The sequence below is a fragment of the Bradyrhizobium jicamae genome, assembly GCF_018130215.1.
GTDB lineage: Bacteria > Pseudomonadota > Alphaproteobacteria > Rhizobiales > Xanthobacteraceae > Bradyrhizobium > Bradyrhizobium jicamae_A.
Genome location: NZ_JAFCKQ010000001.1, coordinates 77,782 through 103,557, shown reverse-complemented (window position 1 = coordinate 103,557; position 25,776 = coordinate 77,782). Strand labels below are relative to the sequence as shown.

16 protein-coding genes are annotated in these 25,776 nt (G+C 64.6%); 11 read left to right on the top strand and 5 right to left on the bottom strand.

What is annotated here, in order from left to right:
- Window positions 1-4 precede the first annotated feature (4 nt).
- The 4 genes from zwf to JQ586_RS00420 are packed head-to-tail and all read left to right on the top strand — an operon-like array spanning window position 5 to window position 3,585.
- Window positions 5-1,510, top strand: coding sequence for a glucose-6-phosphate dehydrogenase (gene zwf / locus JQ586_RS00435; RefSeq protein ID WP_212392502.1), 1,506 nt, complete (start codon window positions 5-7; stop codon window positions 1,508-1,510).
- 2 nt (window positions 1,511-1,512) lie between these two features.
- Window positions 1,513-2,265 carry a 6-phosphogluconolactonase gene (pgl, locus tag JQ586_RS00430; protein ID WP_212392501.1) on the top strand — a complete coding sequence of 251 codons (753 nt, stop codon included), beginning with the start codon at window positions 1,513-1,515 and terminating at the stop codon, window positions 2,263-2,265.
- A 28-nt stretch (window positions 2,266-2,293) separates the two neighbouring features.
- Entirely contained in the window at window positions 2,294-2,782 is a 489-nt protein-coding gene (locus JQ586_RS00425; RefSeq protein ID WP_212392979.1) for a gluconokinase, read from the top strand.
- The gene (locus JQ586_RS00420) at window positions 2,779-3,585 is read left to right on the top strand and encodes an HAD family hydrolase (protein WP_212392500.1); all 807 of its coding nucleotides are present in this window, start codon (window positions 2,779-2,781) and stop codon (window positions 3,583-3,585) included. The genes JQ586_RS00425 and JQ586_RS00420 overlap by 4 nt, the downstream gene beginning before the upstream one ends.
- A gap of 105 nt (window positions 3,586-3,690) precedes the next feature.
- Here JQ586_RS00420 and JQ586_RS00415 read toward each other — a convergent pair whose 3' ends face one another.
- Window positions 3,691-5,499 carry a glycoside hydrolase family 15 protein gene (locus JQ586_RS00415; RefSeq protein WP_212392499.1) on the bottom strand — a complete coding sequence of 603 codons (1,809 nt, stop codon included), beginning with the start codon at window positions 5,497-5,499 and terminating at the stop codon, window positions 3,691-3,693.
- 18 nt (window positions 5,500-5,517) lie between these two features.
- A complete protein-coding gene (gene malQ / locus JQ586_RS00410) occupies window positions 5,518-7,467 on the bottom strand; it encodes a 4-alpha-glucanotransferase (RefSeq protein WP_212392498.1) in 1,950 nt (649 codons plus the stop codon).
- 200 nt (window positions 7,468-7,667) lie between these two features.
- Between malQ and JQ586_RS00405 the strand changes: the two genes are divergently transcribed.
- The 6 genes from JQ586_RS00405 to treY are packed head-to-tail and all read left to right on the top strand — an operon-like array spanning window position 7,668 to window position 21,680.
- The gene (locus JQ586_RS00405) at window positions 7,668-9,617 is read left to right on the top strand and encodes an alpha-1,4-glucan--maltose-1-phosphate maltosyltransferase (RefSeq protein ID WP_312016913.1); all 1,950 of its coding nucleotides are present in this window, start codon (window positions 7,668-7,670) and stop codon (window positions 9,615-9,617) included.
- 10 nt (window positions 9,618-9,627) lie between these two features.
- Window positions 9,628-12,933: a maltose alpha-D-glucosyltransferase gene (gene treS, locus JQ586_RS00400; protein WP_212392496.1), complete on the top strand. Its 3,306-nt coding sequence runs from the start codon at window positions 9,628-9,630 to the stop codon at window positions 12,931-12,933.
- Entirely contained in the window at window positions 12,930-15,077 is a 2,148-nt protein-coding gene (glgB, locus tag JQ586_RS00395) for a 1,4-alpha-glucan branching protein GlgB (protein WP_212392495.1), read from the top strand. Before treS ends, glgB begins: the two co-directional genes overlap by 4 nt.
- Window positions 15,078-15,080: 3 nt before the next feature.
- The gene (gene glgX, locus JQ586_RS00390) at window positions 15,081-17,153 is read left to right on the top strand and encodes a glycogen debranching protein GlgX (RefSeq protein ID WP_212392494.1); all 2,073 of its coding nucleotides are present in this window, start codon (window positions 15,081-15,083) and stop codon (window positions 17,151-17,153) included.
- The gene (gene treZ / locus JQ586_RS00385) at window positions 17,150-18,904 is read left to right on the top strand and encodes a malto-oligosyltrehalose trehalohydrolase (RefSeq protein ID WP_212392493.1); all 1,755 of its coding nucleotides are present in this window, start codon (window positions 17,150-17,152) and stop codon (window positions 18,902-18,904) included. Before glgX ends, treZ begins: the two co-directional genes overlap by 4 nt.
- A 4-nt stretch (window positions 18,905-18,908) precedes the next feature.
- The gene (treY, locus tag JQ586_RS00380; protein WP_212392492.1) at window positions 18,909-21,680 is read left to right on the top strand and encodes a malto-oligosyltrehalose synthase; all 2,772 of its coding nucleotides are present in this window, start codon (window positions 18,909-18,911) and stop codon (window positions 21,678-21,680) included.
- A 179-nt stretch (window positions 21,681-21,859) separates the two neighbouring features.
- Here the strand turns inward: treY and JQ586_RS00375 are convergent, their stop codons facing one another.
- A complete protein-coding gene (locus JQ586_RS00375) occupies window positions 21,860-22,171 on the bottom strand; it encodes a polyhydroxyalkanoic acid system family protein (RefSeq protein WP_212392491.1) in 312 nt (103 codons plus the stop codon).
- Window positions 22,172-22,336: 165 nt separating this feature from the next.
- Between JQ586_RS00375 and JQ586_RS00370 the strand changes: the two genes are divergently transcribed.
- Window positions 22,337-22,501 (top strand): DUF3309 family protein, encoded by a 165-nt coding sequence (locus tag JQ586_RS00370; protein WP_212392490.1) that lies wholly within the window; start codon window positions 22,337-22,339, stop codon window positions 22,499-22,501.
- A gap of 162 nt (window positions 22,502-22,663) precedes the next feature.
- On the opposite strand, the gene ligD is transcribed toward JQ586_RS00370, so the two are convergent.
- Both ligD and JQ586_RS00360 read right to left on the bottom strand, forming a co-directional pair.
- A complete protein-coding gene (ligD, locus tag JQ586_RS00365; RefSeq protein WP_212392489.1) occupies window positions 22,664-25,279 on the bottom strand; it encodes a DNA ligase D in 2,616 nt (871 codons plus the stop codon).
- 203 nt (window positions 25,280-25,482) lie between these two features.
- The gene (locus tag JQ586_RS00360) at window positions 25,483-25,719 is read right to left on the bottom strand and encodes a DUF6496 domain-containing protein (RefSeq protein ID WP_212392488.1); all 237 of its coding nucleotides are present in this window, start codon (window positions 25,717-25,719) and stop codon (window positions 25,483-25,485) included.
- Between the last annotated feature and the right edge of the window lie 57 nt (window positions 25,720-25,776).

The following is a 25,776-nucleotide window of genomic DNA, read 5'->3' as shown; positions in this document are numbered from 1 at the left end:
GCGAATGGCAAACGAGCGAAAGAGACCCGATCCCTGCTCCTTCATCATTTTCGGCGCCACCGGTGATCTGACGCACCGGCTGGTGATTCCGGCGCTCTACAATCTCGCCGCGTCCGATCTGCTGCCGGAGAAATTCTGCGTGGTCGGCATCGCCCGCAAGGGCATGTCGAGCAATCAGCTGACCGAAAGCCTGAAGAAGGGACTCCACAAGTTCGCGACCCGGCCGGTCGACGAGGCCGTCGCCGAACGGCTGTTCTCGTGCGTCACCGCCATCGAGGCCGACCCAAGCGATCCGGCATCCTTCGATGCCATGAACGAACGGCTCGACAAGCTCGAGAAGGCACGCGAGACGGGCGGCAACCGGCTGTTCTATCTCGCGACCCCGCCGAGCGCCTTCCTGCCGATCAGCCGGGAGCTCGGACGTACCGGCATGCTGAAGGAGAACGGGGCCTGGCGCCGGCTGGTCGTCGAAAAACCGTTCGGCACAGATCTCGCGTCAGCCAGGGCGCTCAACGCCGCCCTTCTGAAGCTGATGGACGAGCACCAGATCTACCGGATCGATCACTATCTCGGCAAGGAAACGGTCCAGAACATCCTGGTGCTGCGCTTCGCCAACGGCATGTTCGAGCCGATCTGGAACCGCAATCATATCGACCACATCCAGATCACTGTCGACGAGAAGCTCGGCGTCGGCCATCGTGGCAGCTTCTACGATGCCACCGGCGCATTGCGCGACATGGTGCCGAACCATCTGTTCCAGCTGTTGTCGCTGGTGACAATGGAGCCGCCGGCCCGCTTCGACGCGCAGGCCGTCCGCTCGGAAAAGGCTGAGGTGCTACAGGCGATCCAGGTCCAGAGCGAACAGGACGCGCTGTACAATTCGGTGCGCGGCCAGTATCGCGCCGGCCGGATCGGCGACACCGAGATCGAGGATTATCTGAAGACGCCCGACGTCAAACCCGACAGCACGACCGAGACCTATGCCGCGCTGAAGCTGACCATCGACAACTGGCGCTGGGCCGGCGTGCCCTTCTACTTGCGCACCGGCAAGGCCCTCACGATCAAGCGAACGGAGATCGCGATCAAGTTCAAGCAGGCGCCGTTCGCGATGTTCCGCAATACGCCGGTCGACCGCCTGTCGCAGAACTACCTGGTCATCTCAACCGAGCCGACCGAAGGCATCGAGCTGCAGTTCAACACCAAGGTGCCCGGCCCGACCATCAATATCGACGGCGTCGAGATGAAGTTCCGCTACAAGGATTATTTCAAGGCCGAGCCGTCGACGGGCTACGAGACCCTGATCTACGACTGCATGATCGGTGACAACATCCTGTTCCAGCGCGCCGACAGCGTCGAGGCCGGGTGGCAGGCGGTGCAGCCATTCCTTGATGCCTGGAAGAACGCCGGTGGCCGCGACCTGCAATCGTACAAGGCCGGCAGCAGCGAGGGCCCCGAGGCTGCCAACGCGCTGCTGACACGTGACGGGCGCAGCTGGCGGAAGCTCGGCTGACAATGACAGGCGGCCACGAGCGCAGGATCATCACCGTCGCCGACCCGGCGGCGATGGCGAAAGCCGCAGCCGAGCGGATGATCGCAAGTATCTCGGAGAATGACGGCCGGGTCGCGGTCTGCCTCACCGGCGGATCGAGCCCGAAGGCGCTCTACCAGCTGCTGGCGACGCCGGAATACCGCCCCCGGATCCCGTGGGACCGCGTGGACTGGTTCATCGGCGACGAACGCCTGGTGCCGCGCAAGGACGCGCTGCACAACATGAGCATGGCGCGTCAGGCCTTCCTCGACCGCTGCGCGCCGGCCGCCAATGTCCATCCGATCGCCACCGATACTGCCGATCTCAGGGACCCCGACGTCAGCGCGGCCCTCTACGAGAATGAGTTGATGGCCTTTTACGGCGCCGAACGACTCGATCCTGCGCGGCCACTGTTCGACCTCGTGCTGATGGGCGTCGGCCCCGACGGCCACACCGCCTCGCTGTTTCCGGGTTACCCCGCGGTCGAGGAGACTAGGCGCTGGGTGGTCGGAGTGCCCAAGGCCAATGTCGAACCCTTCGTGCCCCGCGTGTCGCTGACCCTGCCGACCCTGGCCTCCTGCCGCGAAATGCTGTTCGAGATCGCAGGCGAGAGCAAGCGCGCGATCTTGACGCGGCTCTTCGCGGGCGAGAACCTGCCGGCGAATCGCGCGCGATCGCGGAACGAGACCATCTGGCTCGTCGATCAGGCGGCGCTGCCGGAGGATTTTCGTGGGTGACGGGATAAGTCCCTGTGCACTGGTGGTGATGGGCGTGTCCGGCTCGGGCAAGAGCACCATTGCGGATCATCTCGCGGTCAGGATCGGCTGGCGCTACGAGGACGGCGACAGCTTTCACCCCGCGAGCAATGTCTCGAAGATGCATGCCGGGCAGCCGCTCACTGACGAAGACCGCTGGCCGTGGCTCAGGGCCATCGCCGCCGAGATCGACCGGACCTGCAAGGCAAGCGAACGCGCGGTGATCGCCTGCTCGGCCTTGAAGCGCAGCTATCGCGACATACTGGTGCATGGCCGCCGGGATGTCCGCATCGTCTTCCTTGACGGCACTCGAGAGCTGATTGCCTCGCGGCTGATCGCACGCAAGAACCATTTCATGCCGCCGGAACTGCTGGCGAGCCAGTTCAGGACGCTCGAGCCGCCGACCGCGGATGAGCGCCCGATCGTCGTCACGATCGACCGTACCGTCGACATCATCGTCGAGGACATCGTCAGCCAACTGAACCTGGAGCGTCCATGACCCGCATCGCCCTTGTCGTATCCGACGTCGACGGCACGCTCCTGACCAAGGACAAGATCCTGACCGACGACGCCAGGGCGGCGGTGCGCAGGCTCCATGAAGCCGGCATCGGCTTCACCATCGTGTCCAGCCGACCGACGATCGGGATGGAGTTCCTGGTCGCGCCGCTTGCGATCACCTTGCCGTTCGGCGCCTTCAACGGCTCCTCGATCGTCGATGCCCAATTGCAGCCGGTAGCACAGCATTTGATTCCTTCAGCCGTAGCCAGGCGATGCATCGACATGCTCGGCGAGCGGGGCATCGACATCTGGCTGTTCACCAACGACCGCTGGCTGACACGGAATCCCGATGGCGAATATGTCGGGCATGAGAAGCGCGCGATCAAGCACGATCCGACCATCGTCCCGGATTTCACGCCCTATCTCGGCCAGGCCTGCAAGATCGTCGGCGCAAGTTCGGATGCCGCGCTGCTGCAGCGCAGCGAGGCGGACATGCAGCAGATGGTCGGCAACGAGGCGACCGCGGTCCGCTCGCAGACCTACTATCTCGACGTCACCCCGCCCGGCCACGACAAGGGCACCTTCGTGGCTGATATCGCCAGGCGCCTCGGCGTATCCCTGGACAATGTCGCGACCATCGGCGACATGCAGAACGACCTGCCGATGTTTGCGCGGAGCGGCACCTCCTTCGCGATGGGCAATGCCAGCGATGACGTGAAATCGCGCGCCACCCATGTGACCGAGAGCAATGAGCGCGACGGCTTCGCACGCGCGATGGACATCGTGCTGGCAACGAGCTCCTGAACCTGGCTAGACTAAAGCGCGATGAGATAAGGCTGAATTGTCATCGCGCTTTAGCTGTTTGTTTGAGCACGATCTTTTCGGTTACACACTTTTCCGGATCATGCTCTAGGTCGACCGCTGCACCGCGGGCTTCTCGGCTGCGGCCTTGGCTTCGCTGAGATTGTGCGCGGTGTTGATCAGCGCGATGTGGGTCAGCGCCTGCGGGAAGTTGCCGGTCTGCCGGCCGGCGCCGCTGTCGAATTCCTCCGCGAGCAGGCCGAGATCGTTGGCAACCGCGACCACTCGGTCGAACAGCGCCTGCGCCTTGTCGATCTCGCCTGCCAGCACGCAGGCGTCGGCCAGCCAGAGGCTGCAGGCGAGGAAAGCACCCTCGATCGGCTGCGTCTCGTCGGATACTTCGCGCGGATCGTGCCGCAGCACGAAACCGTCGCGCAGCATGTGCCGCTCGACCGCATCGATCGTGCCGCGGATGCGCGGGTCTGACGGCGGCAGGAAACCGACCGACGGCAGTAGCAGGAGGCTGGCATCGAGCAGCTTCGAGCCATAGCTCTCGACGAAGCTGTTCAACTCCTCGTCAAAGCCTCTCTTGCAGACATCGCGATGGATGGCCTCGCGCAGTACGCGCCACTTGACCAGCGGCGCCTTGAGGCCGAACCGCTCCGTGCTCTTGATGGCGCGATCGAATGCGACCCAGGTCATGACCTTGGAGAAGACATAGTGCCGTGGCTCGCCTCGGCGCTCCCAGATGCCGTGGTCGGGCTTGTCCCAGACATCGGCGAGGTGATTGACCACCGTGCATTCCAGAGCCCAGCTCTCCTCGGCGAGCTGCAGCTCGGCCATGCGCGACTGATGGAAGGCGTCGATGAGCTCGCCATAGACGTCGAGCTGCAACTGCGCGTGCGCGGCGTTGCCGAGGCGAACCGGCCGGGCGCCTTCATAGCCCGGCAGCCATCCGGCCTGCCATTCCAGCAGGCGGCGCTGGCCCATGATGCCGTACATGATCTGCATATTGGCCGGAGTACCGGCCACCGCCCGCAGCAGCCAGTTGTTCCAGGCCGCCGCCTCTTCGGTGTAGCCCGAGTTCATCAGCGCCAGCAGCGTGAAGGTGGCATCGCGCAGCCAGCAGAAACGATAGTCCCAGTTGCGCGCGCCTCCGAGCTTTTCCGGCAATGAGGTGGTCGGCGCCGCGACGATGCCGCCGGTCGGTGCGTAGGTGAGCGCCTTCAGCGTGATCAGCGAGCGCGTCACGAGATTGTGGTGACGGCCGCCGTCAAAGGTCGCGCGGCCGGACCATTCGGACCAGAACTCCTCGGTGTCCTTGAGCGCCCCCTCCGGATCAATCGGCGCCGGAACCTTCAAATGCGACGGCCCGTAGGTCAGCACGAACGGCACGGTCTCGCCTGCGCCGACCTCGAAATCGGCAACAGTGGTCAGGTCCTTGCCTCGGGTCTCGACCGGCGTGCGCAGCACAGTCATGTCATGGCCGCAGATCGCAAGCAGCCCCTCGCCGTCCGGGTTCTTCTTCACCCAGGGCACGTCGGCGCCAAAGCCGAAGCGGATGACGAGCTCGAGATGCATCTTGACGCGACCGCTGATGCCGCGAACCAGACGAACCACGTCGGATGCCTGGCCTCTTGGCGGCATGAAGTCGATCAGCGCAATCACGCCGCTTGCGGTTTCGAACCGTGTCTCCAGGATCAAGGTATCGCCCCGGTAGCGCCGCAAGGTTTTCGTGATCTCCGCCGTGGGTGCGATGAGCCAGCGGCCGTTCCTTGCGGTGCCGAGCAGGGCCGCAAAACAGGCGTCCGAATCGAAGGCCGGCCAGCAGAGCCAGTCGATCGACCCGTCACGGCCGACCAGCGCCGCGGTCTCGCAATCGCCGATCAGTCCGTAATCCTCGATCCGGGAGGCCATGGGCTGCACTCCGCGTTGTCAGGTGCGCGACCGCTCCTGCGTCGCGCGCTTCAGCGCATCGATGTCGATCGCCGACGCCAGGTGCTCGATCGAGACCGGTAGCCGGCGGCGCCAATTGGGATGCTCGTAGACGGTGCCGGGAATGTTCGGCTGGTCCACCAGGCCGAGCAGATCCTCCATCGACACTGCCATCATTCGCGAGCGGGTGCGCGCCAGGAAACCCGTCACCGAATAGAAATCGTGGCTGTGGATGCCGTGCTCGCGCAAGACGTCATCGAGCTTGCCGAGCGCGTGCCAACGGCCCTCGTCGGTTTCGCCCGGATCGATCCCGAGCGCGCGCTTGGTCTTGAGATCGCTGAACGACCGCCAGCCGGCATAGGTCGAGAGGTCGTGCGTGTTGAACGTAACGAGTGCATCGGCCAGATAATAATCGGCGTTGCGGAACGCGCCCTGGTCGTCGCGCTCGAACATCATCACGAGGTATGACCAGATGCCCCAGCCGTTCATCTGCTCACGAAAGCCCTCCGGCACGGTGCCGAGATCCTCGCCGATCACGACGCAGCGATGAGCAACGCTTTCCTGGGCGGTCGCCGCCAGCAGCGCCTCGAACGGCATCAGCACATAGGCGCCGTTGGCCGGGCCGAAACCGCGCGGCACGAGATAGAGACGCTTCAGCCCGAACGCGTGATCCAGCCTGACCGCGCCGGCATGGCGCATCGCGGCCGCCAGCATCTGCCTGAACGGCTCGAAGCCGCGTAGCTCAAGGCCGGCTGCGTTGAAGCCGGCGAGCCCCCAGTCCTGACCCGCGGTGTTGAGCGGGTCCGGCGGCGCACCGACGCCGAGCTGGCGCGAGATCGCGATCTGCTCGTTCCAGGCGTCGAAGCCGTCCGACTGTACGCCGACCGCGACGTCGAGGTAGAGCCCGACCCGCATGCCAAGCTTGTGCGCGAGTTCCTCGCAGGCGCCGAGCTGGCGGTCGGCGGTCCATTGCACGAATTCCACGAACTCGACGTCCGCGGCGGTGTCGCGGGCCCGGCGCAATTTGGCGCAAGCGGTCTCGCTAGGCTGCCGCCATTCATCCGGCCAGTCCCACCACGGCATCGACAATTTGTGCCTGATCACCTCGAAGCAGGCGAAGCGTGACAGCAGCGTGCCGCGCTCCCGGCGATAGGTCTCGAATTCATGCCAGCGGCCGAGGCCCGGATTGGTCTTGAAGGCCGCGAAGGCCGATCGCAGCGCACGCCATTTCACTGCCGCGACTGCGACATAATCGACGAGATCACGCGTACGGAGCTGTGCCAGGGTGGCACGCGTCTCCGTGTCGAGCTTGAATTCCGGGATGTCCTCGACATCGATATAGAGCGCGTTGAGGAACAGGCGGCTGTTCGGCGAATAGGGACTGCAATCGCCGGGCCGGTCGTCGAACAGTACGTGCAGCGGATTGAGACCGACGCCGTCGGCGCCAAGGTGATGCGCGAACTCGATCAGGCCCTTGAGGTCGGTGAAATCGCCGATGCCCCAGTTGCGCGCGGAACGCACGCCATAGAGCTGGACCGCGATCACCCAGCAACGGTCGAAGTCGCCGGCAAAGGCCTTTTCCGGGGCAACCAGCAGCGGCAGCTCTTCGCTCGCGCCTGACGCATCCGACAACTGCAATCGGTGCACGCCGTCGGGCAAAGCGGGTGGCCAGGAGATGCTCCGGTCATGCGCCTCGCCCTGTGCGAGTGCGGCGGCGGCGCCGATGACCTTCCACTTCACCGGAAGCCGGGCGGTTTCGAGCAGTTCGGATGGCGCGATCCGGCTGGAGCGGATGACGACCGGTTCGGCGAGGATGCGCCGCGGCGTCTGTGGCGGCAGCGCGTCGAGAATGGCCGACAGCGCCTCCGGCGTTGTCACACGACGGTGACCGCTGCCGTCGATATACTCGGTCTGGACTCCGAGGGTCCGGGCTTTGGCGTATAGGTCCATTCGGCACGCTGCTTGCACGCAACTGCATTCGGCTCGTTGCGAAATTGTTTAGATCCAGGAAGGGGATAGACGATACTTAACGCTCTGCTCCTCCAGGTGTTCCCGGGGAACCAATGCCCCGCGAGCGGCTTTCTATATGGGTCTGGCGTGCCTCCTTCCCGCCGCCGGGACGTCATTTGCATTTCAATGGCGGCATCACCGTGAACAAAACTGCCCGACCTGTCGAGAGTGCCGGCGGCACTTTTCATATCACCGACGTCTATCCGTCGATCGATGCCGGTCGCTTTCCGGTGAAGCGTGTCGCGGGCGAGCCTGTCGAGGTGTGGGCCGACATCTACCGCGACGGACATGATGTGATCTCGGCGGCGCTGGCGTGGCGGCACGAGGCGGACGAGGAATGGCGGCGCGCGCCGATGACGCTGTACGGTGACGACCGCTGGGGCGGCGCTTTTACGCCCGAGCAGCCGGGCCGCTACTCTTACGCGATCGAGGCCTGGACCGACGAGTTCGCCAGCTGGCGGCGACGCTTCGAGCAGCAGCCTGCGACCGGTGGTGACCGCACGCTGGACGCGCTCGAAGGTGCAGGCATGCTGACCAAGGCGCAGGCCGGCAGCCCGGCCGAGGCCGCCGTGATCATCAAGCAATGTGAAATCTACCTTCAGACGGGCGAGGCCGGCGCGCTGCTCGCGCCAGAATTGAAGCAGGCGATGGCCGGCAGCCAGTTTCGCACCGATCTGACGCGCTCGCAGCTTTTTCCGCTCGTCGCCGACCGGCCGCGGGCCCGCTATGGTGCCTGGTACCAGATGTTTCCGCGCAGCCAGGGCAAGGTCAACGGCGAGCACGGGACCTTCAAAGACTGCATCGCGCGTTTGCCCGACATCGCCGCGATGGGCTTCGACATCGTCCATCTGACGCCGATTCACCCGATCGGCACGCAGCATCGCAAGGGCCGCAACAACGCGGCAACGGCACTGCCAGGCGATCCCGGCAGTCCCTATGCGATCGGCTCGGCCGATGGCGGCCACGACACGGTGCATCCGGAGCTCGGCACGCTGGATGATTTCCGCAGCTTTGTCGTTGCGTGTGAGGCGCATGGCATGGAGGTCGCGCTCGACCTCGCGGTGCAATGCTCCCCCGATCATCCCTGGCTGCGGCAACATCCGCACTGGTTCAAGCGGCGGCCCGACGGCTCGCTGCGTGCCGGCGAGCACCCGCCGCAGCACTGGGACGATGTCGTCATGCCCGACTTTGCGAACGAGGATGCCGCAGCGTTGTCGCATGCGCTGCGCGAGATTGTCCTGTTCTGGGTCAGCCAGGGCGTGAAAATCTTCCGGGTCGACAATCCGCACACCAAGCCGCTGCCGTTCTGGGAATGGCTGATCCGCGAGGTGCAGCGCCACGACCCCAATGTGATCTTCCTTGCGGAAGCGTTCACGCAGCCCAAGCTGGTCAAGGGGCTGGCGAAGCTCGGCTTCACGCAATCCTATACCTATTTCACCTGGCGCACGGAGCGCCTCGAGCTCGGGCGGTATCTCGGGGAATTGATCGGGCATCCGGAACGGGACTTTTTTCGGCCGAATTTCTTCGTCAACACGCCGGACATCCTGCCCTTCCATTTGCAAAGCGGCGAATCCTGGATGTTCAAGTCGCGTCTCGCGCTCGCCGCGACGCTGTCGAGCAATTACGGCATCTACAGCGGCTTCGAGCTGCTGGAGCATGCGCCGATTCCCGGTCGCGAGGAATATCTGGACTCCGAGAAATACGAGATCAAGGTGCGGGACTGGGGCCGGCCCGGCAATATCAAACCCTACATCGCCGCACTCAACCGGATCAGGTGTTACAATCCGGCGCTGCAACAGACCGCCAATCTGCGATTTATCGGCATCGAGGACGGCAACGTGATCGGGTTCATCAAGGAAGCGCCCGACCATGGCAATGTGGTCGTGGCGGCGATTGCATTGTCGCGCGATTCGCACGAGTTCTGGCTGCCGCTCGGCGATGCTGCGGTCGGCAGCGGTGATTTGCGCCGTCCCGTCGCCACCGTCGAAGATCTCGTCACCGGCGAGCGCCATGCGCTCGAATGGGGCGGCGTGCGCCTGCGCATCGATCCCGAACGCGACCCCGCGCTGCTGCTGCGCTGCCTGGGCTGAAGGAGCCGTCATGAACGTATTCTCCAGCGTCGAAACCCGGGAGAAGGTCGCGACCGAGAACGCGGACGAACTCTGGTACAAGGACGCCATCATCTACCAGCTGCATGTCAAGGCATTCGCCGACAGCAACAATGACGGCATCGGCGATTTCGCGGGGCTGACCGAGAAGCTCGGCTATCTGCAGGAGCTCGGCGTCACAACGCTGTGGCTGTTGCCGTTCTATCCCTCTCCCGGCCGCGACGACGGCTACGACATCGCCGACTATGGCGACATCAATCCCGACTTCGGAACGATGAAGGACTTCAAGCGCTTCATCCAGGAGGCCAAGAGGCGCGGCCTGCGCGTCATCACCGAGCTCGTCGTCAACCACACCTCCGACCAGCATGCCTGGTTCAAGCGCGCACGCCGCAGCCCGCCGAATTCGAGTGCGCGGAGCTGGTATGTGTGGAGCGACACCGACCAGAAATATCTCGATACAAGGATCATCTTCACCGATACTGAGAAGTCGAACTGGACCTGGGATCCGGAAGCCGGCCAGTTCTACTGGCACCGCTTCTTCTCGCACCAGCCGGACCTGAATTTCGACAATCCTCGCGTGGTGCGCGCCATCGTGCAGGTGATGAAGCGCTGGCTCGACACCGGCGTCGACGGGTTCCGGCTCGACGCCATTCCCTATCTCTGCGAGCGCGACGGCACCAACAACGAGAACCTGCCGGAGACGCATGCCATCATCAAGCGGCTGCGCCAGGAGCTCGACGCCTATGCCAAGGGCAAGGTGCTGCTGGCCGAGGCCAATCAATGGCCGGAGGACGTGCAGGAATATTTCGGCCAGAGCGATGAATGCCACATGGCCTATCACTTCCCGCTGATGCCGCGCATCTACATGGCGATCGCCCAGGAAGACCGCTTTCCAATCACCGACATCCTGCGGCAGACGCCTGATATTCCGGCGGCATGCCAATGGGCGCTGTTCCTGCGCAATCACGACGAGCTGACGCTGGAAATGGTCACCGACGTCGAGCGCGACTATCTGTGGTCGACCTATGCCAACGATCCGCGCGCTCGCATCAATGTCGGCATCCGACGGCGTCTCGCGCCGCTGATGGACAACGATCGGCGCAAGATCGAGCTGATGAACTCGCTGCTGCTGTCGTTCCCCGGTACCCCGATCATTTATTATGGCGACGAGATCGGCATGGGCGACAACATCTATCTCGGCGATCGCAACGGGGTGCGGACGCCGATGCAATGGTCGCCTGACCGCAACGGCGGCTTCTCGCGCGCCGATCCGGCGCGGCTCTATGCGCCGACCATCATGGACCCGGTCTACGGCTACGAGTCCGTCAATGTCGAGGCGCAGTCGCGTAGCCTGTCGTCGCTGCTTTCGGCCACCAAGCGGCTGATCGCTGTGCGCAAGTCGACGCTGGCGTTCGGGCGAGGCACCATGACCTTCATCCGCCCGGAGAACCGTTCGGTGCTGGCCTATGTGCGCCAGTACCAGGGCGAGGTCATCCTGTGCGTCGCCAATCTGTCGCGCTCGGCGCAGGCAACCCAGCTCGACCTCTCCCCCTTCAAGGATCGCATTCCGCTGGAGATGCTCGGGCGGACGCGCTTCCCGGCGATCGGCGAGCTGCCCTACATGATCACGCTGGCGCCCTACGGCTTCTACTGGTTCCAGTTGCAGGAGCGCGACAAGTCGGAGCCGGTAACGCCGCGGGCGGTACCGGAATTCGAGACGCTGGTGGTCCCGCTCAACTCGACTTGGATGTCATTGGCACGCGCCCGTGGCGTGTTCGAGCGCGACGTGCTGCCCGGGCATCTCGCCCGCACGCGCTGGTACCCGGAGCGCTCGCCAAAGGCGATCCAACCGACGCTGGTCTCTGCGATCCCGTTCTGCGACATCGGCGACAACCGGCCGTGGCTCGCCTTCTTCGAGACCACCCAGCGCGGCGCCACCGGCCGCTATGTCCTTCCGATGCAGATCGAGTGGGTGCGTTTCGACCGCGAGCGCTACAATCCGCGCGCCTTCGCCGCGGTGCGCCAGGGTGCCCGCGAAGGCACGCTGCTCGACGTCGCCACCGACCAGATCTTCACCGGGCTGTTCTTGCGCAACCTCAGGGAAAAGCTGACGGTCGAGGAGGGCGAGCAGGGCTTGAAGCTGGAATTCCGCCCCACCAGCCGGTTCGCGGACAAGGCGATCCGGCAGCCCGAGCGCATCCGCGTCGTCGAGAACGATCAGCCCAACTCGACCGCGCTGGTCGACAATGAATACGTCACCAAGATCTACCGGAAGCTGGAGGCAGGCACCAATCCCGAAATCGAGATCAGCCGCTTCCTGACCGAGGTCGTGGACTTCCCAAACACCCCCGCCCTGCTCGGCACCGCCGAACTCGTCGAGGGCGACAAGCGCAGCGCCATCGCGATTCTGCTTTCCTACGTGGTCAACCAGGGCGAGCTCTGGAATGTAGCGGCCGCCCATCTCGACCGCTTGGTCGAGCGGCAGCGCCTGCTCGCTGCCAGCGAACACACCGACCATGACGACGATCAGGCATCGTTCCTGCGTCATTTGTCGCACAGCGGAAAGCGTCTCGCGGAGCTGCATATCGCGCTGGCCAGCAGCAGGGATTTGCCGGATTTTGCGCCGGAGCCGACCCGGCCCGAAGACGTGCAGCGCTGGAACAACGAAATCATGGCGCGCGCCGAGCGCGTGTTCGACGCTCTCAAGCCGCGCCGCGATGGCCTCAAGGAGAGCGACCGGCTGCTGGCCGACCAGGTGCTGGCCCAACACGATCTACTGCCGGAGCGGCTGAAGGCGCTGCTGCCGCGCGACATCGACGGGTTCAACATCCGTCATCACGGCGACCTCCATCTCGGCCAGCTGCTGGTCGTCAAGGACGATATCTTCATCATCGATTTCGACGGCGGGCCGGGCCGCACCATCGCCGAGCGCCGCCGCAGGGCACCGCCCGCGCGCGACGTCGCCGGGCTGATCCGCTCGATCGACTATGCGGCGACGGCCGCGCTCGATCGCGCGCTCATGGTTGCGCCCGACGAAGGCGGCAAGCTGAGCCTGGCGCTGGCAGAATGGCGCGACCGGGCGACGGCTGCCTTCCTGGCCAGCTATCGCGAGACCATGGCCGGCCAACGCCTGTGGCCTGGCGACGCCGAGGCGGCCCAACGACTGCTCGGCTTTTTCCTGCTTGAGAAAGCCTTCTACGAGATCGAATATGAGCTCGCCAACCGGCCGGATTGGCTGCGGGTCGCACTAAACGGCCTGCTGAGGATCCTGGCGCAACAGCCACATGAGGTTGCATGAGCAAACTGCCCGCCGAGGCCTATGCCATCATCGAGGGCCGTCACTCCGATCCCTTCCACTATCTCGGGCTCCATACCGAGGGGGGGCGCAGCGTGGTGCGCGCCTTCCTGCCGGACGCCAGCAATGTCGAGGCAATCGGCGAGCACGGCGAGACGGCGCCGCTCACCCGGATCCACGACGCCGGCCTGTTCGCAGGTCCGTTGCCGAACGGCTCGACGCGCTATCAGCTCCGCGCCCGCTTCGGCGACAACGTCGTCGAATTCGAGGACGCCTACCGGTTTCCGCCGATCCTGAGTGATTTCGACCTCTATCTGCTGGGCGAAGGGACGCACCAGCGCATTTACGACACGCTCGGTGCACATCCGATAACGCTCGACGGCGTCGAAGGTATCGGCTTCGTCGTGCTGGCTCCCAACGCACGCCGGGTCAGCGTGGTCGGCGACTTCAATTTCTGGGACTCGCGGAGGCATCCGATGCGTGTCCGAGGCGCCGGCTATTGGGAGCTGTTCATTCCTCGCGCGCGCATTGGCGACCGCTACAAGTTCGACATCGTCGGCCGGAACGGCCAGCATCTGCCGCTGAAATCCGATCCACTGGCGTTTGCCGCCGAGATGCGGCCGAAGACCGCGTCGATCGTGTTCGACGAGCGCAAGGTCCCGCATCCGCAGCCGGTGCCCGACGGCATCAACGCGCTACGCGCTCCGATCTCGATCTATGAGGTCCATCTCGGTTCGTGGCGCCGCAAGGGTCACAATGAATGGCTGACCTATCGCGAGATGGCCGAGCAGCTTCCTGCCTATGCGCGGGACATGGGCTTCACCCATGTCGAATTCCTGCCGATCAACGAGCATCCGTTCGACGGCTCCTGGGGCTATCAGCCCACCGGCCTGTTCGCGCCGACCAGCCGCTTCGGTTCGCCTGACGATTTCGCGGCACTGGTCGACGCCTGCCATCGCGAAGGGCTGGCCGTGATGCTCGACTGGGTCCCCGGGCATTTCCCGGACGACCCGCACGGGCTCGGCCATTTCGACGGTACGGCGCTCTACGAGCATGCCAACCCGTTGCAGGGCCGCCATCTCGACTGGGGAACCCTGATCTACAATTACGGACGCACCGAGGTGACCAACCTCTTGGTGTCGAATGCGCTATTCTGGCTCGATCGCTACGGCATCGACGGCCTGCGTGTCGATGCCGTCGCCTCCATGCTCTATCTCGACTACAGCCGCCCCGCCGGCGGCTGGATCCCGAACAAATATGGCGGCCGGGAAAACATCGAGGCCATTGCCTTCCTGCGCCGCTTCAACACGGAGGTGTTTGCGCGCTTTCCGCAGGCGACCACGGCAGCCGAGGAATCCACCGCGTGGCCGCAGGTGTCGCGGCCGGTCGAATATGGCGGGCTCGGGTTCGGCTACAAATGGAACATGGGCTGGATGCACGACACGCTGAAATATATCGGCAAGGACCCTATCCACCGCAAATACCATCACGGCGACATCCTGTTCGGCCTGCACTACGCCTTCTCGGAAAACTTCATCCTGCCGCTGTCGCATGACGAGGTCGTGCACGGCAAGCGCTCGATCCTCGGCCGCATGCCCGGCGACGACTGGCAGCGCTTTGCGAACTTGCGCGCCTATTACAGCTTCATGTTCGGCCATCCCGGCAAGAAGCTGATGTTCATGGGCTGCGAATTCGCCCAGCAGCGCGAGTGGAATCACGATCAGTCGCTGGACTGGCACCTCACCGCGCAGCCAAGGCACGCTGGCGTCCAGAATCTGATTCGCGATCTCAACCGGCTCTATCGCGCGCTGCCGGCGCTGCACGAACTGGACTGCGACCAGGCCGGATTCGAGTGGGTGATCACCGACGACGCCAGTAACAATCTATTTGCCTGGATCCGCAAGGGTACGGCTGAGCGTTCGCGCTGCCTCGTGGTCATCAACTTCTCGCCGAACGTCCATCGCAACTATCGCATCCGCGTGCCGTTCGCCGGCAAATGGCACGAGGTGCTCAACTCGGATTCGGCGCATTACGGCGGCAGCAACGTCGGCAATATCGGCGAGGTCCGCGCCTCGGAGGGGGCGTCACCCGAGCTGAGCCTGAGCATTCCGCCGCTGGCTGCGATCTTCCTCGTACCGGAAAGCTGATCCATGCGACTGACCGGGGGAACGTCCTCGCGGCTCGGCGCCAGCTGGGACGGCAGGGGCACCAATTTTGCGCTGTTCTCGGCCAACGCGGAGAAGGTCGAGCTGTGCCTGTTCGACGGCCAGGGCCGCCGCGAGCTCGAGCGCATCGAGCTGCCGGAACGCACGGAGGACGTCTGGCACGGCTACCTCAACGACATTTCGCCCGGCCAGCTCTACGGCTATCGCGTTTATGGCCCCTACGCGCCGGAACGCGGCCATCGCTTCAATCCCAACAAGCTGCTGCTCGATCCCTACGCCAAGCGGCTCGCGGGGCGCCTGGTCTGGAGCGACGCGCATTTCGCCTACCGCACCGGCAGCGCGCGCGAGGACCTGTCGTACGACCGACGCGACAATGCTCGCGGCATGCCGAAGGCCGTGGTCGTCGACGAGAGCTTCAACTGGGGGCGCCGCGAGATCCGGCCGCACATCCCCTGGGAGGACACCATCATCTACGAGGCCCACGTCAAGGGGCTGACGCAGAAGCGCGAGGATGTGGCGCCGGGCTTGCGCGGCACCTATGGCGGCCTGTCGTCGCCGGCGATGATCGACCACCTCAAGCGGCTCGGCGTCACCACAGTGGAGTTGTTGCCGGTGCACGGGCTGATCGACGACCGCGTGCTGGTCGAGAAGAAGCTCGCGAACTATTGGGGCTACAACACCATCGCGTTCTTCGCGCCGGAAACGCGCTACGCCCAGGACAACGCGCTGGATTCGTTCCGCACCGCGGTGGCGCGGCTGCACGACGCAGGCATCGAGGTGCTGCTCGACGTCGTCTACAACCACACCGCCGAGGGCAACCATCTCGGTCCGACGCTATGCTTTCGCGGCATCGACAACGCATCCTACTACTGGCTGAATCGCGAGAACCCGCGCTTCTACGACGACTTCACCGGCTGCGGCAGCTCGGTCAACCTCACCCATCCACGCGTGCTGCAGATGGTGATGGATTCGCTGCGCTACTGGATCGAGGTCTGCCATGTCGACGGCTTCCGCTTCGATCTCGCCACCACGCTGGCGCGCAACCCGAACGGCTTCGATCGCGGCCACGCCTTCCTCACCGCGATTCGCCAGGACCCGGTGCTGGCGACGGTCAAGCTGGTGGCCGAACCCTGGGACCTCGGTCTCGGCGGCTACCAGGTCGGCGCTTTCCCATCGCAATGGTCGGAGTGGAACGATCGCTATCGCAGCGCGATGCGCCGCTACTGGAGCGGCGAAGGCAGCCTGATCGGCGAGATCTCGGGCCGCATGACCGCCTCATCGGACCTGTTTCACCACGACAATCGCGCCACCCGCGCCAGCATCAACCACATCACGGTTCACGACGGCTTCACCCTCGCCGATCTCTTCAGCTACAACGAGAAGCACAACGAGGCGAATGGCGAGGACAACCGCGACGGCTCCAACGATAATCATTCCAACAATTGCGGCCATGAAGGCCCGACCGACGATCCTGAGATCAACGCGTTGCGCCGTCAGCTGCGCAAGAACCAGCTTGCCTGTCTGCTGCTCGCACAGGGCACGCCGCTGATCCTGGCGGGCGACGAAGTCGCCAACTCGCAAGGCGGCAACAACAACGCCTACTGCCAGGACAACGAGACCGGCTGGGTCGGCTGGGGGAACCTCGGCACCGACGACGACTTCATCGAATATATCGGTCACCTCACCGCCCTGCGCCGCCGCTTCGGCCAGATCCGCTGCCAGCGCTGGCTCGATGGCCGCCGCGCCGACGGCACCTATGGCGTGCTGTGGCTGACACCCGCGGCGGACGACATGACGGAATCCGACTGGAAATTCCCCGAAGGCCGCTTCCTCTCCTATGTGCTTGGGCCAATGGAACAAGGCGAGGCACCGATCTTTATCGTCCTGAATGCCGCGCCGGAGGAGATCGCGTTCAAGATGCCGAAAATGCCCGAATACGCCAGCTGGCAGCAGGTGCTGAACACGACCGAGAGCCGGCAGGACGGCGCCACCTTCGCCTCCGGCACCGACAGCAAGGCGCCGCCGCGCTCGGTGCTGGCCTTTGCAGGCTCCGCATGAATGCAAATCACTTCGGCCCCGAGCTGACACATGATGGCACGCGCTTTCGGTTGTGGGCGCCGGCGGCGAAGCGCGTCGATCTGCTGCTCGACAAGCCGCACGCGCTGACGCGCGACGCGGCCGGCTGGTACGTGGCCGAGATCCCGGGTGTGCGTGCCGGCACGCGGTACAAATTCCGCATCGATGACGAGATAGACATTCCCGATCCGGCGTCTGCATTCCAGCCGGATGACGTCTTCGGCCCCGGCGAAGTGGTCGATCACGCAGGCTTCAAATGGCGCGCGACGGACTGGCGCGGACGGCCGTGGCATGAGGCGGTCATTCTCGAGGCCCATGTCGGCACCTTCACGTCCGAGGGCACCTATCGCGCCATGATCGGCAAGCTCGATCATCTCGTCGAAACTGGCATCACCGCGCTCGAGCTGATGCCGCTCGCGGATTTCGCCGGGCGGCGCAACTGGGGCTATGACGGCGTGCTTTGGTATGCGCCCGACAGCGCCTATGGGCGGCCCGAGGACCTCAAGACCCTGATCGACGAGGCGCATCTGCGCGGGCTCATGGTCATGCTCGACGTGGTCTACAATCACTTCGGCCCCGAGGGGAATTTTCTCGGCCGCTACGCACCGGGCTTCTTCACCGACAAGCAGACCCCATGGGGCAGCGCGATCGACTATCGCGTTCCGGAGGTGCGCGCATTCGCAATCGAGAGCGCGCTGGCCTGGCTGCGTGACTACCGCTTCGACGGGCTGCGGTTGGACGCCGTCAACACCATCGTCGAGGCCGGCGAGGTTTCCGTGCTGAATGATTTGAGCGCGGCCGCAGGACAGCTCGCCGCCCAGACCGGCCGGCACATCAATCTCGTGCTCGAGAACAGCGACAACAATGCAAGTCTGCTCGATGCCGCCGAAGACCCGCCGCGCGGCAGGTTTCGCGGGCAATGGAACGACGACTATCATCACGCCTGGCGCGTGATCCTCACCGGAGAGACGCAGGGCTACTATGCCGACTACCAGCGCGCGCCGAAGCAGGACCTCGCCCGCGCGCTCGCTTCCGGCTATGTCTATCAGGGCGAGGTCTCGGCATTCTGGGGCGGCAAGCACCGCGGTGAACCGAGCGGCATGCTGTCGCCGACCTGCTTCATCAACTTCCTGCAAAATCACGACCAGATCGGCAACCGTCCGCTCGGCGATCGCCTTCTAACCGCTGCGCGACCGGCCGCCGTCGAGGCCGCGCTGGCGGTGACGCTGATCGCGCCGACGACACCGATGCTGTTCATGGGCGAGGAATGGGGCGCGACGTCGCCGTTCCCGTTCTTCTGCGACTTCAAGGGCGCGCTCGCCGATGCGGTCCGCAAAGGACGACGCGAGGAATTTGCCTGGGCGTACGCCAAATATGGTGACGACATTCCCGATCCGCTCGACGAAAAGACGGTGCGGTCCGCAGTCCTCGACTGGAGCGCCCCTCACAGGGAGCCAAACCACTCGCGGCTGGCGCTGGTGCGGGACTTGCTCGCCGTGCGCCGGTGCGAGATCACCCCGCGGCTTGCGGGCGCGCGTTTCGGCGATGCCCGGGTCGTGGACGATCTCCTGACCGCGCATTGGCAGATGGGCGACGGCAGCACGCTGCGTCTTGCCGCCAATCTTTCGGATCGCGAGAGCGCTGGCGTTCCTAATTCGAAGGGAACCTCGATCTGGGGCGGTGCGTTGTCGGATCACCTTCCCGCCTGGGCGGTACGCTGGCGCATCGGATAGCACAATGGTTCCGGCGATCCCGATCGCAACCTATCGCCTTCAACTCACCGCCGATTTCGACTTCGATGCCGCCGCACGCGTCGCGCCCTATCTGAAGGCGCTCGGCATCAGCCATGTCTACGCATCGCCCTTCATGAAGGCGCGCGAGGGATCGACCCATGGCTACGACGTCGTCGACCACACCAAGTTCAATCCAGCGCTCGGCGGCGAGGACGGTTTTGCGCGGCTGAGCGATACGCTGAAGAGCAACGACCTTGGCTTGATCCTTGATTTCGTGCCGAACCATGTCGGCGTTCATTTTGCCGACAATCCGTGGTGGCTCGATGTGCTGGAATGGGGCCCGGCCTCGCCGCACGCCGTCTCGTTCGACATCGACTGGGACCAGTTGCCGTATCGCGCGCGTGGCGGCGTGCTGCTGCCGATCCTCGGCTCATCCTACGGGCAGGCGCTCGAGCGCGGCGAGATCGAGCTGCGCTATGACGCCGCCGAAGGCAGCTTCTCGGCCTGGTATTTCGAGCACCGCCTGCCGATCGCGCCTGAGCGCTACGGCGAGGTGTTGCGGACCATCGTTCGCGAGGCGGACGCAGAGGACAGCGCGGTCGGACGCGCCATGCTCGAAATCTCCGCACGTTACAGGGGACTTCGCCATCCGAATCGCGCAGAAGCTCCGGCCCTGAAGGATGAGTTGCGCGCGATCGACGGCTGTGCCGACATCATCGCGCGTGGTCTTGCCGCCTATAGCGCTGGCGAGGGCGCCGCGCAGACCCTGGGGCTGCATCATCTGCTCGAGCGCCAGCACTACAAGCTCGGCCACTGGCGGCTCGCCTCCAGCGACATCAATTACCGCCGGTTCTTCGACGTCAACACGCTGGCTGGCCTCAGGGTCGAGGACGCCGGCACCTTCGAGGCCAGCCACAGTCTGGTGAAGCGGCTGATCGCCGAGGACCGGCTGCAAGGCCTCCGGCTCGATCATATCGACGGCCTGCGCGATCCCGCACAATATTTCCATCGCCTGCGCCGCCTGGTGCGAACAGCGCAAGGCGCGAAAGCAAAACCGTTCTACATGGTGATAGAGAAGATCCTCGGTGAGGGCGAGACGCTCCCGAGGTTCAGCGGCGTCCATGGCACGACCGGCTATGAATGGATGAACGTGATCAGCCAGGTCTTGATCGACGCCGGCGGACTCGATCCTCTGAACGAGGTGTGGCGCCAGGTCAGCAACCGGTCGCCGACCCTGGAGCCGGTGCTGCTCGAGGCCAAGCGCCGCGTGCTGGAGACCTTGCTTACCAGCGAATTCACCGTGCTGGCGCGGCTGCTGGCGCGGATCGCCAGCGGCCACTATTCGACCCGGGACTTTTCCGCCGACAGCCTGCGGCAGGCGCTTGAGCTCTATGTGCTGCACTTTCCGGTCTATCGCACCTATCTCAGCCCCTCCGGCCCGGCGGCGCATGATCGCGCGTTGATCGACGAAACGATCTCACGCGCCCGCGCCGACTGGTTCGCCGCCGACGAAGGCGTCTTCGATTTCCTGCGTGATGCCTTGACCATGGACCTGCTCACGCCCGGCCGGCCACCGCACAGCGCGCCGCGGGTCCGCCGCTTCGCGTTGAAGGTCCAGCAGTTCACCGGGCCGATGATGGCGAAGTCGCTGGAGGACACGGCCTTCTACCGTTACCACCGCCTGCTGGCGCTGAACGAGGTCGGCGGCGATCCCGCGGCAAGCGCGCTTGCCGTCGGACGCTTCCACGCGATGATGACGGCGCGTGCCCGCGAATGGCCGCACGGCATGACCGCGACCGCGACCCACGACACGAAGCGCGGCGAGGATGCCCGCGCGCGGATCATGGCCCTGGCGGAAATACCAGGCGAATGGACCAGCGCGGTCGCGCGCTGGAAGGTGCTGAACGCGCCGCACCTCGTGCTCGACGGCGAGATGCGCGCGCCGTCGGCCAGCTTCGAATACATGTTGTATCAGGCCCTGCTCGGTGCCTGGGAGCCGGACGACCCATCCCTTGTCGAGCGCATGCAGGCCTATGCTCTCAAGGCGGCACGCGAGGGCAAGCAGGAGACGAGCTGGCTCAATCCGCATCAGCCCTACGAAGACGGCGTCAAGACGTTCCTCGATCGCATTCTCGATCGCAGCGCCGCGCCCGAATTCCTTGAAGGGCTGGGGACGATGGCACAACGCCTCGCCCTGATCGGCGCCTTGAACGCACTCAGCCAGATCACGCTGAAGGCGACGATGCCCGGTGTGCCCGATTTCTATCAGGGCACCGAGCTGTGGGATTTTTCACTGGTCGATCCGGACAACCGCAGACCGGTCGATTTTATCGAGCGCGCGGCGATGATTTCGGCGCTGGAAACGCCCGACTGGGACGCCCTTGCACAGACCTGGCATGACGGCCGGCTGAAGTTCGCATGGACGCGGCAGCTGCTGCGGCTGCGTAACGAGATGCCCGAAATCTTTGCCAATGGCGATTATGCACCGCTCGAGGTGAGTGGGCCGCACCGCGACCACGTCGTTGCGTTTGCCCGGCACCGCGGCCGCGACGCCGTCATCGTCGCGGTGACCAGGTCATTTGCTCCGTTCACGAATGGAGGGCGCGCGTGGCCGCGCCCCGACGCTTTCGACGGCGCAATCGACATCACGGGATATGCGACGGAAGGCCGCGCAAACCGGTTGCCGCTTTCGGAACTGTTCGAGCATCTGCCCGTCGCGGTGTTGCGCGCGAAGGCGGTGGCGGGTGCGAGGCGGGGATCGAACAAGCATCGGTAGAAGCGCGGAGGCCGCCCGGGATCGACGGCCGGACGGCCTGGCGGATGTCGTGCCGGTCACGAGGGCCGGTTCCCTCCCTCCGCGCTTGTCATGATGGTCAGGCAGATTCGTTACCGGAAAGCTGACGGCAGGACACCTGAGCGAAGTATTTCGTTGCTGCAGGGCACAACGATCGTGCGTCAGCCGCGTTTGGTCAGAAGCAATTGCCCGCGCTTCTCAATCGCGCTCTGCGCGAGTTCGGCGAAGCGCTGCAACAACCAAGGCAGCGTCACCTCCAGCCGCACAAAGGAATCCTCCACATCGAGATGCCCGGCAGCGATCTGTCCCAGCGCTCGCACGCGGAAGGTCATGCGGTTGTCGTCCCAGCGCTCCTCGTCGACGTTGATGACCGGCACGCTCGCCGCCGCGCGCGACAGGCCTGTCTTCAGACGGCGTACCGCCTCGTCGCGGCCGAGGCTGTGAGGAATCGAAACGACAAGTGGTGCCGGCATCGCGAACCTCCTTCACTGGTCAGCTCAATGTAATTCCGTTCCGCACAAATGGAAGATGCACGAACTTTATCGCATCGCGCGAGCAGGAACCTTCGCAATTGCGGTTTGTTTCCCCACGCGAAAGGCAGAGACGAACAGGCCCGCGGGGCTGAGGAGAACCTTGAGATGTCAATTGGAACGATCATTCTCATCATTCTGATCATCGCGCTGCTTGGCGGCTTCAGCGGCATCGGCGGCGGGCCATTCTACGGCACCGGCTATTACGGCGGCGGCGGGCTCGGCCTCGTGATCGTGATCCTGTTGATCCTGCTGTTGCTCGGGAGGCTGTAGCACGCGAGCGCGTTTGTTCATCGCCGCTTCCGGCATATTGACTGCCATCACCCGCGAAAGCGGGTGATCCAGTATTCCAAGGGCGATGACAGCGGACGGAGACGCCACGGCATCCGACATGCCCGCCTTCGCGGCACGACTTGCTGGGACGCTTGACGGGCCTTATTGCCTCGCCAGCTTATTCATCGCAACCTTGATCGAGGCCGCGGCATCCTCATAGCCGTCCCACGCCTTGCTCCTGGCCAGCAGCGGCGGCACGGTTCGCACCGTGTATTTCTTTGGATCGAGATCGCCGCGCACCTGCGTCCAGGTCAACGGCATCGAGACGGTAGCGCCTTCGCGCGCGCGCGGCGACAGTACAGCGACCGCGGTCGAGAGCCGATCGTTGCGCAGATAATCGAGGAAGATCTTTCCGGTGCGCTTGGCCTTGGACATGTTGAGCAGGTAGCGCCCGGGATCGTCGTGCGCCATCCACTGGCAGATGCCTTGCGCAAAGGCCTTGGCCTCCTTCCAGGTCACCTTGTCCTTCGCGCCGTGCAGCAGCGGCGTCACGACATGGAGGCCCTTGCCGCCGGTGGTCTTGCAGAAGCTTTCGAGGCCGACCGCGGTCAGCCGCTGGCGCATGTCCCGGGCCGCTCCGATCACTTCGGCAAATTCGACATCGGGCGCCGGATCGAGGTCGAACACCAGCCGGCCCGGCGTGTCATAGGCATCAGGCGCGCAATTCCACGGATGCAGTTCGAGGCCGCCGAGCTGGGCAACCGCGGCCAGCCCTTCGACCTGGTCGATCTGCAGATAGGGTTTGCGATCGCCGGAGACCTTCGCCAGCTTCAGCAGCTTCGATGTGCCGGCCATCGCGTGGCGCTGGAAGAAGGCCTCGCCCTTGATGCCGTCGGGCGCCCGCACGATCGAGCACGGCCGCCCCCTGAGATAGGAGATCATCCATTCGCCGACCGCCTCGAAATATTTCGCGAGGTCGAGCTTTGTCACAGCCTCGCCATCGCCCGCGTCGGGCCACAACGCCTTGTCCGGATGGGAGATGACGACGCCCATCACGTCACTTGAGACCTTCCCGGCGCCCTTGCCCATCGGCTTCACCACTTTGGTTACGACCGGCGCTTCGGCTTCCACCTCGCGCGCCGGCTTGTCCTGGCGCAGACCCTTGAAGGCGGCCTGGCGGATATTGCCGCCGTCGGTCCAGCCGGCGAACTCGATCTCGGCCACCAGCTCCGGCTTCAGCCAATGTACGTCGCGGGCCTTCTTCGGCGCATCTTCGCCACCGAACGGACTCTTGTCCGATGCCGCGGCCCTCAGCGCCGGCATGATTCGCCGCACCGTATCCTGACCGAAACCGGTGCCCACCATGCCTACGAAGGCCAGATGATCGCCGCGATAGACGCCCGCCATCAGCGAGCGGAATTTGCCGTTGGTGGTCTTCCAGCCGCCGATCACGACCTCCTGACCGGCACGGATCTTCGCCTTGGTCCAGTCGTCGGACCGGCCGGAGCGATAGGGCGCACCGAGCTTCTTGGAGACGATGCCCTCGAGGCCGAGCTTGCGCGCCGAATCCAGCACGGCCGCGCCGCGCTCCTCGAAATGCTCGACATAGCGGATCACCGGGTTCTTGATCTTGCGCGCTTCGAGTAATGCCTTGAGCCGCGCCTTGCGCTCGACGAGCGGCAGCGAACGCAGATCGTCCTTGCCCGCAAACAACAGATCGAATGCGTAGAAGATCAGGCGGTCGGTCTTGCCGTCCGACAGCGCAGCCTGCAATGTCGAGAAGTGCGGCGTGCCGTCCTTGTCGAGCGCGACGATCTCGCCATCGATCAGAACGTCGGGCAGCTTGCCGGCCTCCTTCGCGATCTTGCTGAACTTTTCGGTCCAATCGAGCGCCTTGCGCGTTTTCAAAACCGCCTCGCCGTCCTCCACCCGCAGCTGCACCCGATAGCCGTCGAACTTGATCTCATGGCACCAGCCCGTGCCACCGGGCGGTACATCGACCGGTGCGCAAAGTTGCGGCGCGACAAAATCAGGCATCTCCGATACCTGCTTCGGCTTCGCCGCCAACCGCGCCTTCGGCGGCGCGACCCTGGTCCGCGCGCGCTCCTCCGCGGCTTCGCCTCGATCGGAGTGCCAGACGGCGTCGGCTTTGGCCTTGCCATTACCCTTGGCCAGCATGAACGGTTTTGGCGCGCGACCCTTGCCGGCTGCGATCTCTGCCATCGACCGGCCCGAGGCGACTGAGCGATCCTCCTCGAGGATCTCATCGCCATTGCTTTCAACGGCATATTCGTCGCGATGCTTGATCAGGAGCCAGTTGGTGCGCTTGCCGCCATAGCGGTCGCCCTTCATCCGCACCAGCACCCAGCTGCCATGCAGTTTCCCGCCGAAGAGCGTGAACTTCAGGTCGCCTTTCTTGAAGCCGCGTTCGGGATTATCCGACTCCCAGTAGCCGCGATCCCAGAGCTGCACCGTGCCGCCGCCGTATTCGCCTTCGGGGATCGTGCCCTCGAAATCGCCGTAGTCGAGCGGATGATCCTCGACCTCGACCGCGAGCCGCTTGTCCTGCGGGTCGAGCGAAGGACCGCGCGTCACCGCCCAGGATTTGAAGACGCCGTCGAATTCGAGCCGCAAGTCGTAGTGCAGCCGGGTTGCGTCGTGTTTCTGGATGACAAAACGCCGCTGCTTCGCCGGCGCGACCCTGACGTCACCGGACGGCTCGTTGGTCTTCTCGAAATCGCGCTTCTTTCGATAAGTGGTGAGATTTCTCAGCGACACGTGCAGGCCTCGGCGCAGACGATGGCTGCCGCTCCGTCGCAGCCATCAGGAACCAAAACCCACGGTATCCACTCAAGTTCCAAACACAAGCTGTTTGGGGAGGATGATGACCGCTTCCTGTACCCGCTCGCGGCACCGGGCAGAGCCCCCTCCTCGCGTCACTGCGAGGAGCGCAAATGACGGTCTGGATCGATCGGACCGCCTTACCGCTTCGCAGCCTTGCGCTTCTTCGTGGTCTTCCGCTTCTTGCTCGTTGTCCTGGCGGCCTTCTTCGGCACCTTTCTGCCCTCGGCGCGCGCCTCCGACAAGCCGATGGCGATCGCTTGTTTCCGGCTCTTCACCTTCTTTTTGGAACGGCCGATGCGCAGCGTGCCGGCCTTGCGTTTCTTCATTGCGCGCTCGACATCGCTCGACGCTTTCCGCGAGTATTTTGCAGCCATGGCTTTCTCTCCCGCTGAGCGAAGACAAACCTCGGCTGCGATGAAAGTTCCGAATCC

Excerpts from the sequence above, each read along its gene's own strand:
- zwf (WP_212392502.1), top strand. The coding sequence starts at position 5 with ATGGCAAACGAGCGAAAGAGACCCGATCCCTGCTCCTTCATCATTTTC.
- pgl (WP_212392501.1), top strand. The coding sequence starts at position 1,513 with ATGACAGGCGGCCACGAGCGCAGGATCATCACCGTCGCCGACCCGGCG.
- JQ586_RS00415 (WP_212392499.1), bottom strand. The coding sequence starts at position 5,499 with ATGGCCTCCCGGATCGAGGATTACGGACTGATCGGCGATTGCGAGACC.
- treY (WP_212392492.1), top strand. The coding sequence starts at position 18,909 with ATGGTTCCGGCGATCCCGATCGCAACCTATCGCCTTCAACTCACCGCC.
- JQ586_RS00425 (WP_212392979.1), top strand. The coding sequence starts at position 2,294 with ATGGGCGTGTCCGGCTCGGGCAAGAGCACCATTGCGGATCATCTCGCG.
- glgX (WP_212392494.1), top strand. The coding sequence starts at position 15,081 with ATGCGACTGACCGGGGGAACGTCCTCGCGGCTCGGCGCCAGCTGGGAC.
- JQ586_RS00370 (WP_212392490.1), top strand. The coding sequence starts at position 22,337 with ATGTCAATTGGAACGATCATTCTCATCATTCTGATCATCGCGCTGCTT.
- malQ (WP_212392498.1), bottom strand. The coding sequence starts at position 7,467 with ATGGACCTATACGCCAAAGCCCGGACCCTCGGAGTCCAGACCGAGTAT.
- treS (WP_212392496.1), top strand. The coding sequence starts at position 9,628 with ATGAACGTATTCTCCAGCGTCGAAACCCGGGAGAAGGTCGCGACCGAG.
- glgB (WP_212392495.1), top strand. The coding sequence starts at position 12,930 with ATGAGCAAACTGCCCGCCGAGGCCTATGCCATCATCGAGGGCCGTCAC.
- JQ586_RS00375 (WP_212392491.1), bottom strand. The coding sequence starts at position 22,171 with ATGCCGGCACCACTTGTCGTTTCGATTCCTCACAGCCTCGGCCGCGAC.
- JQ586_RS00360 (WP_212392488.1), bottom strand. The coding sequence starts at position 25,719 with ATGGCTGCAAAATACTCGCGGAAAGCGTCGAGCGATGTCGAGCGCGCA.
- JQ586_RS00420 (WP_212392500.1), top strand. The coding sequence starts at position 2,779 with ATGACCCGCATCGCCCTTGTCGTATCCGACGTCGACGGCACGCTCCTG.
- treZ (WP_212392493.1), top strand. The coding sequence starts at position 17,150 with ATGAATGCAAATCACTTCGGCCCCGAGCTGACACATGATGGCACGCGC.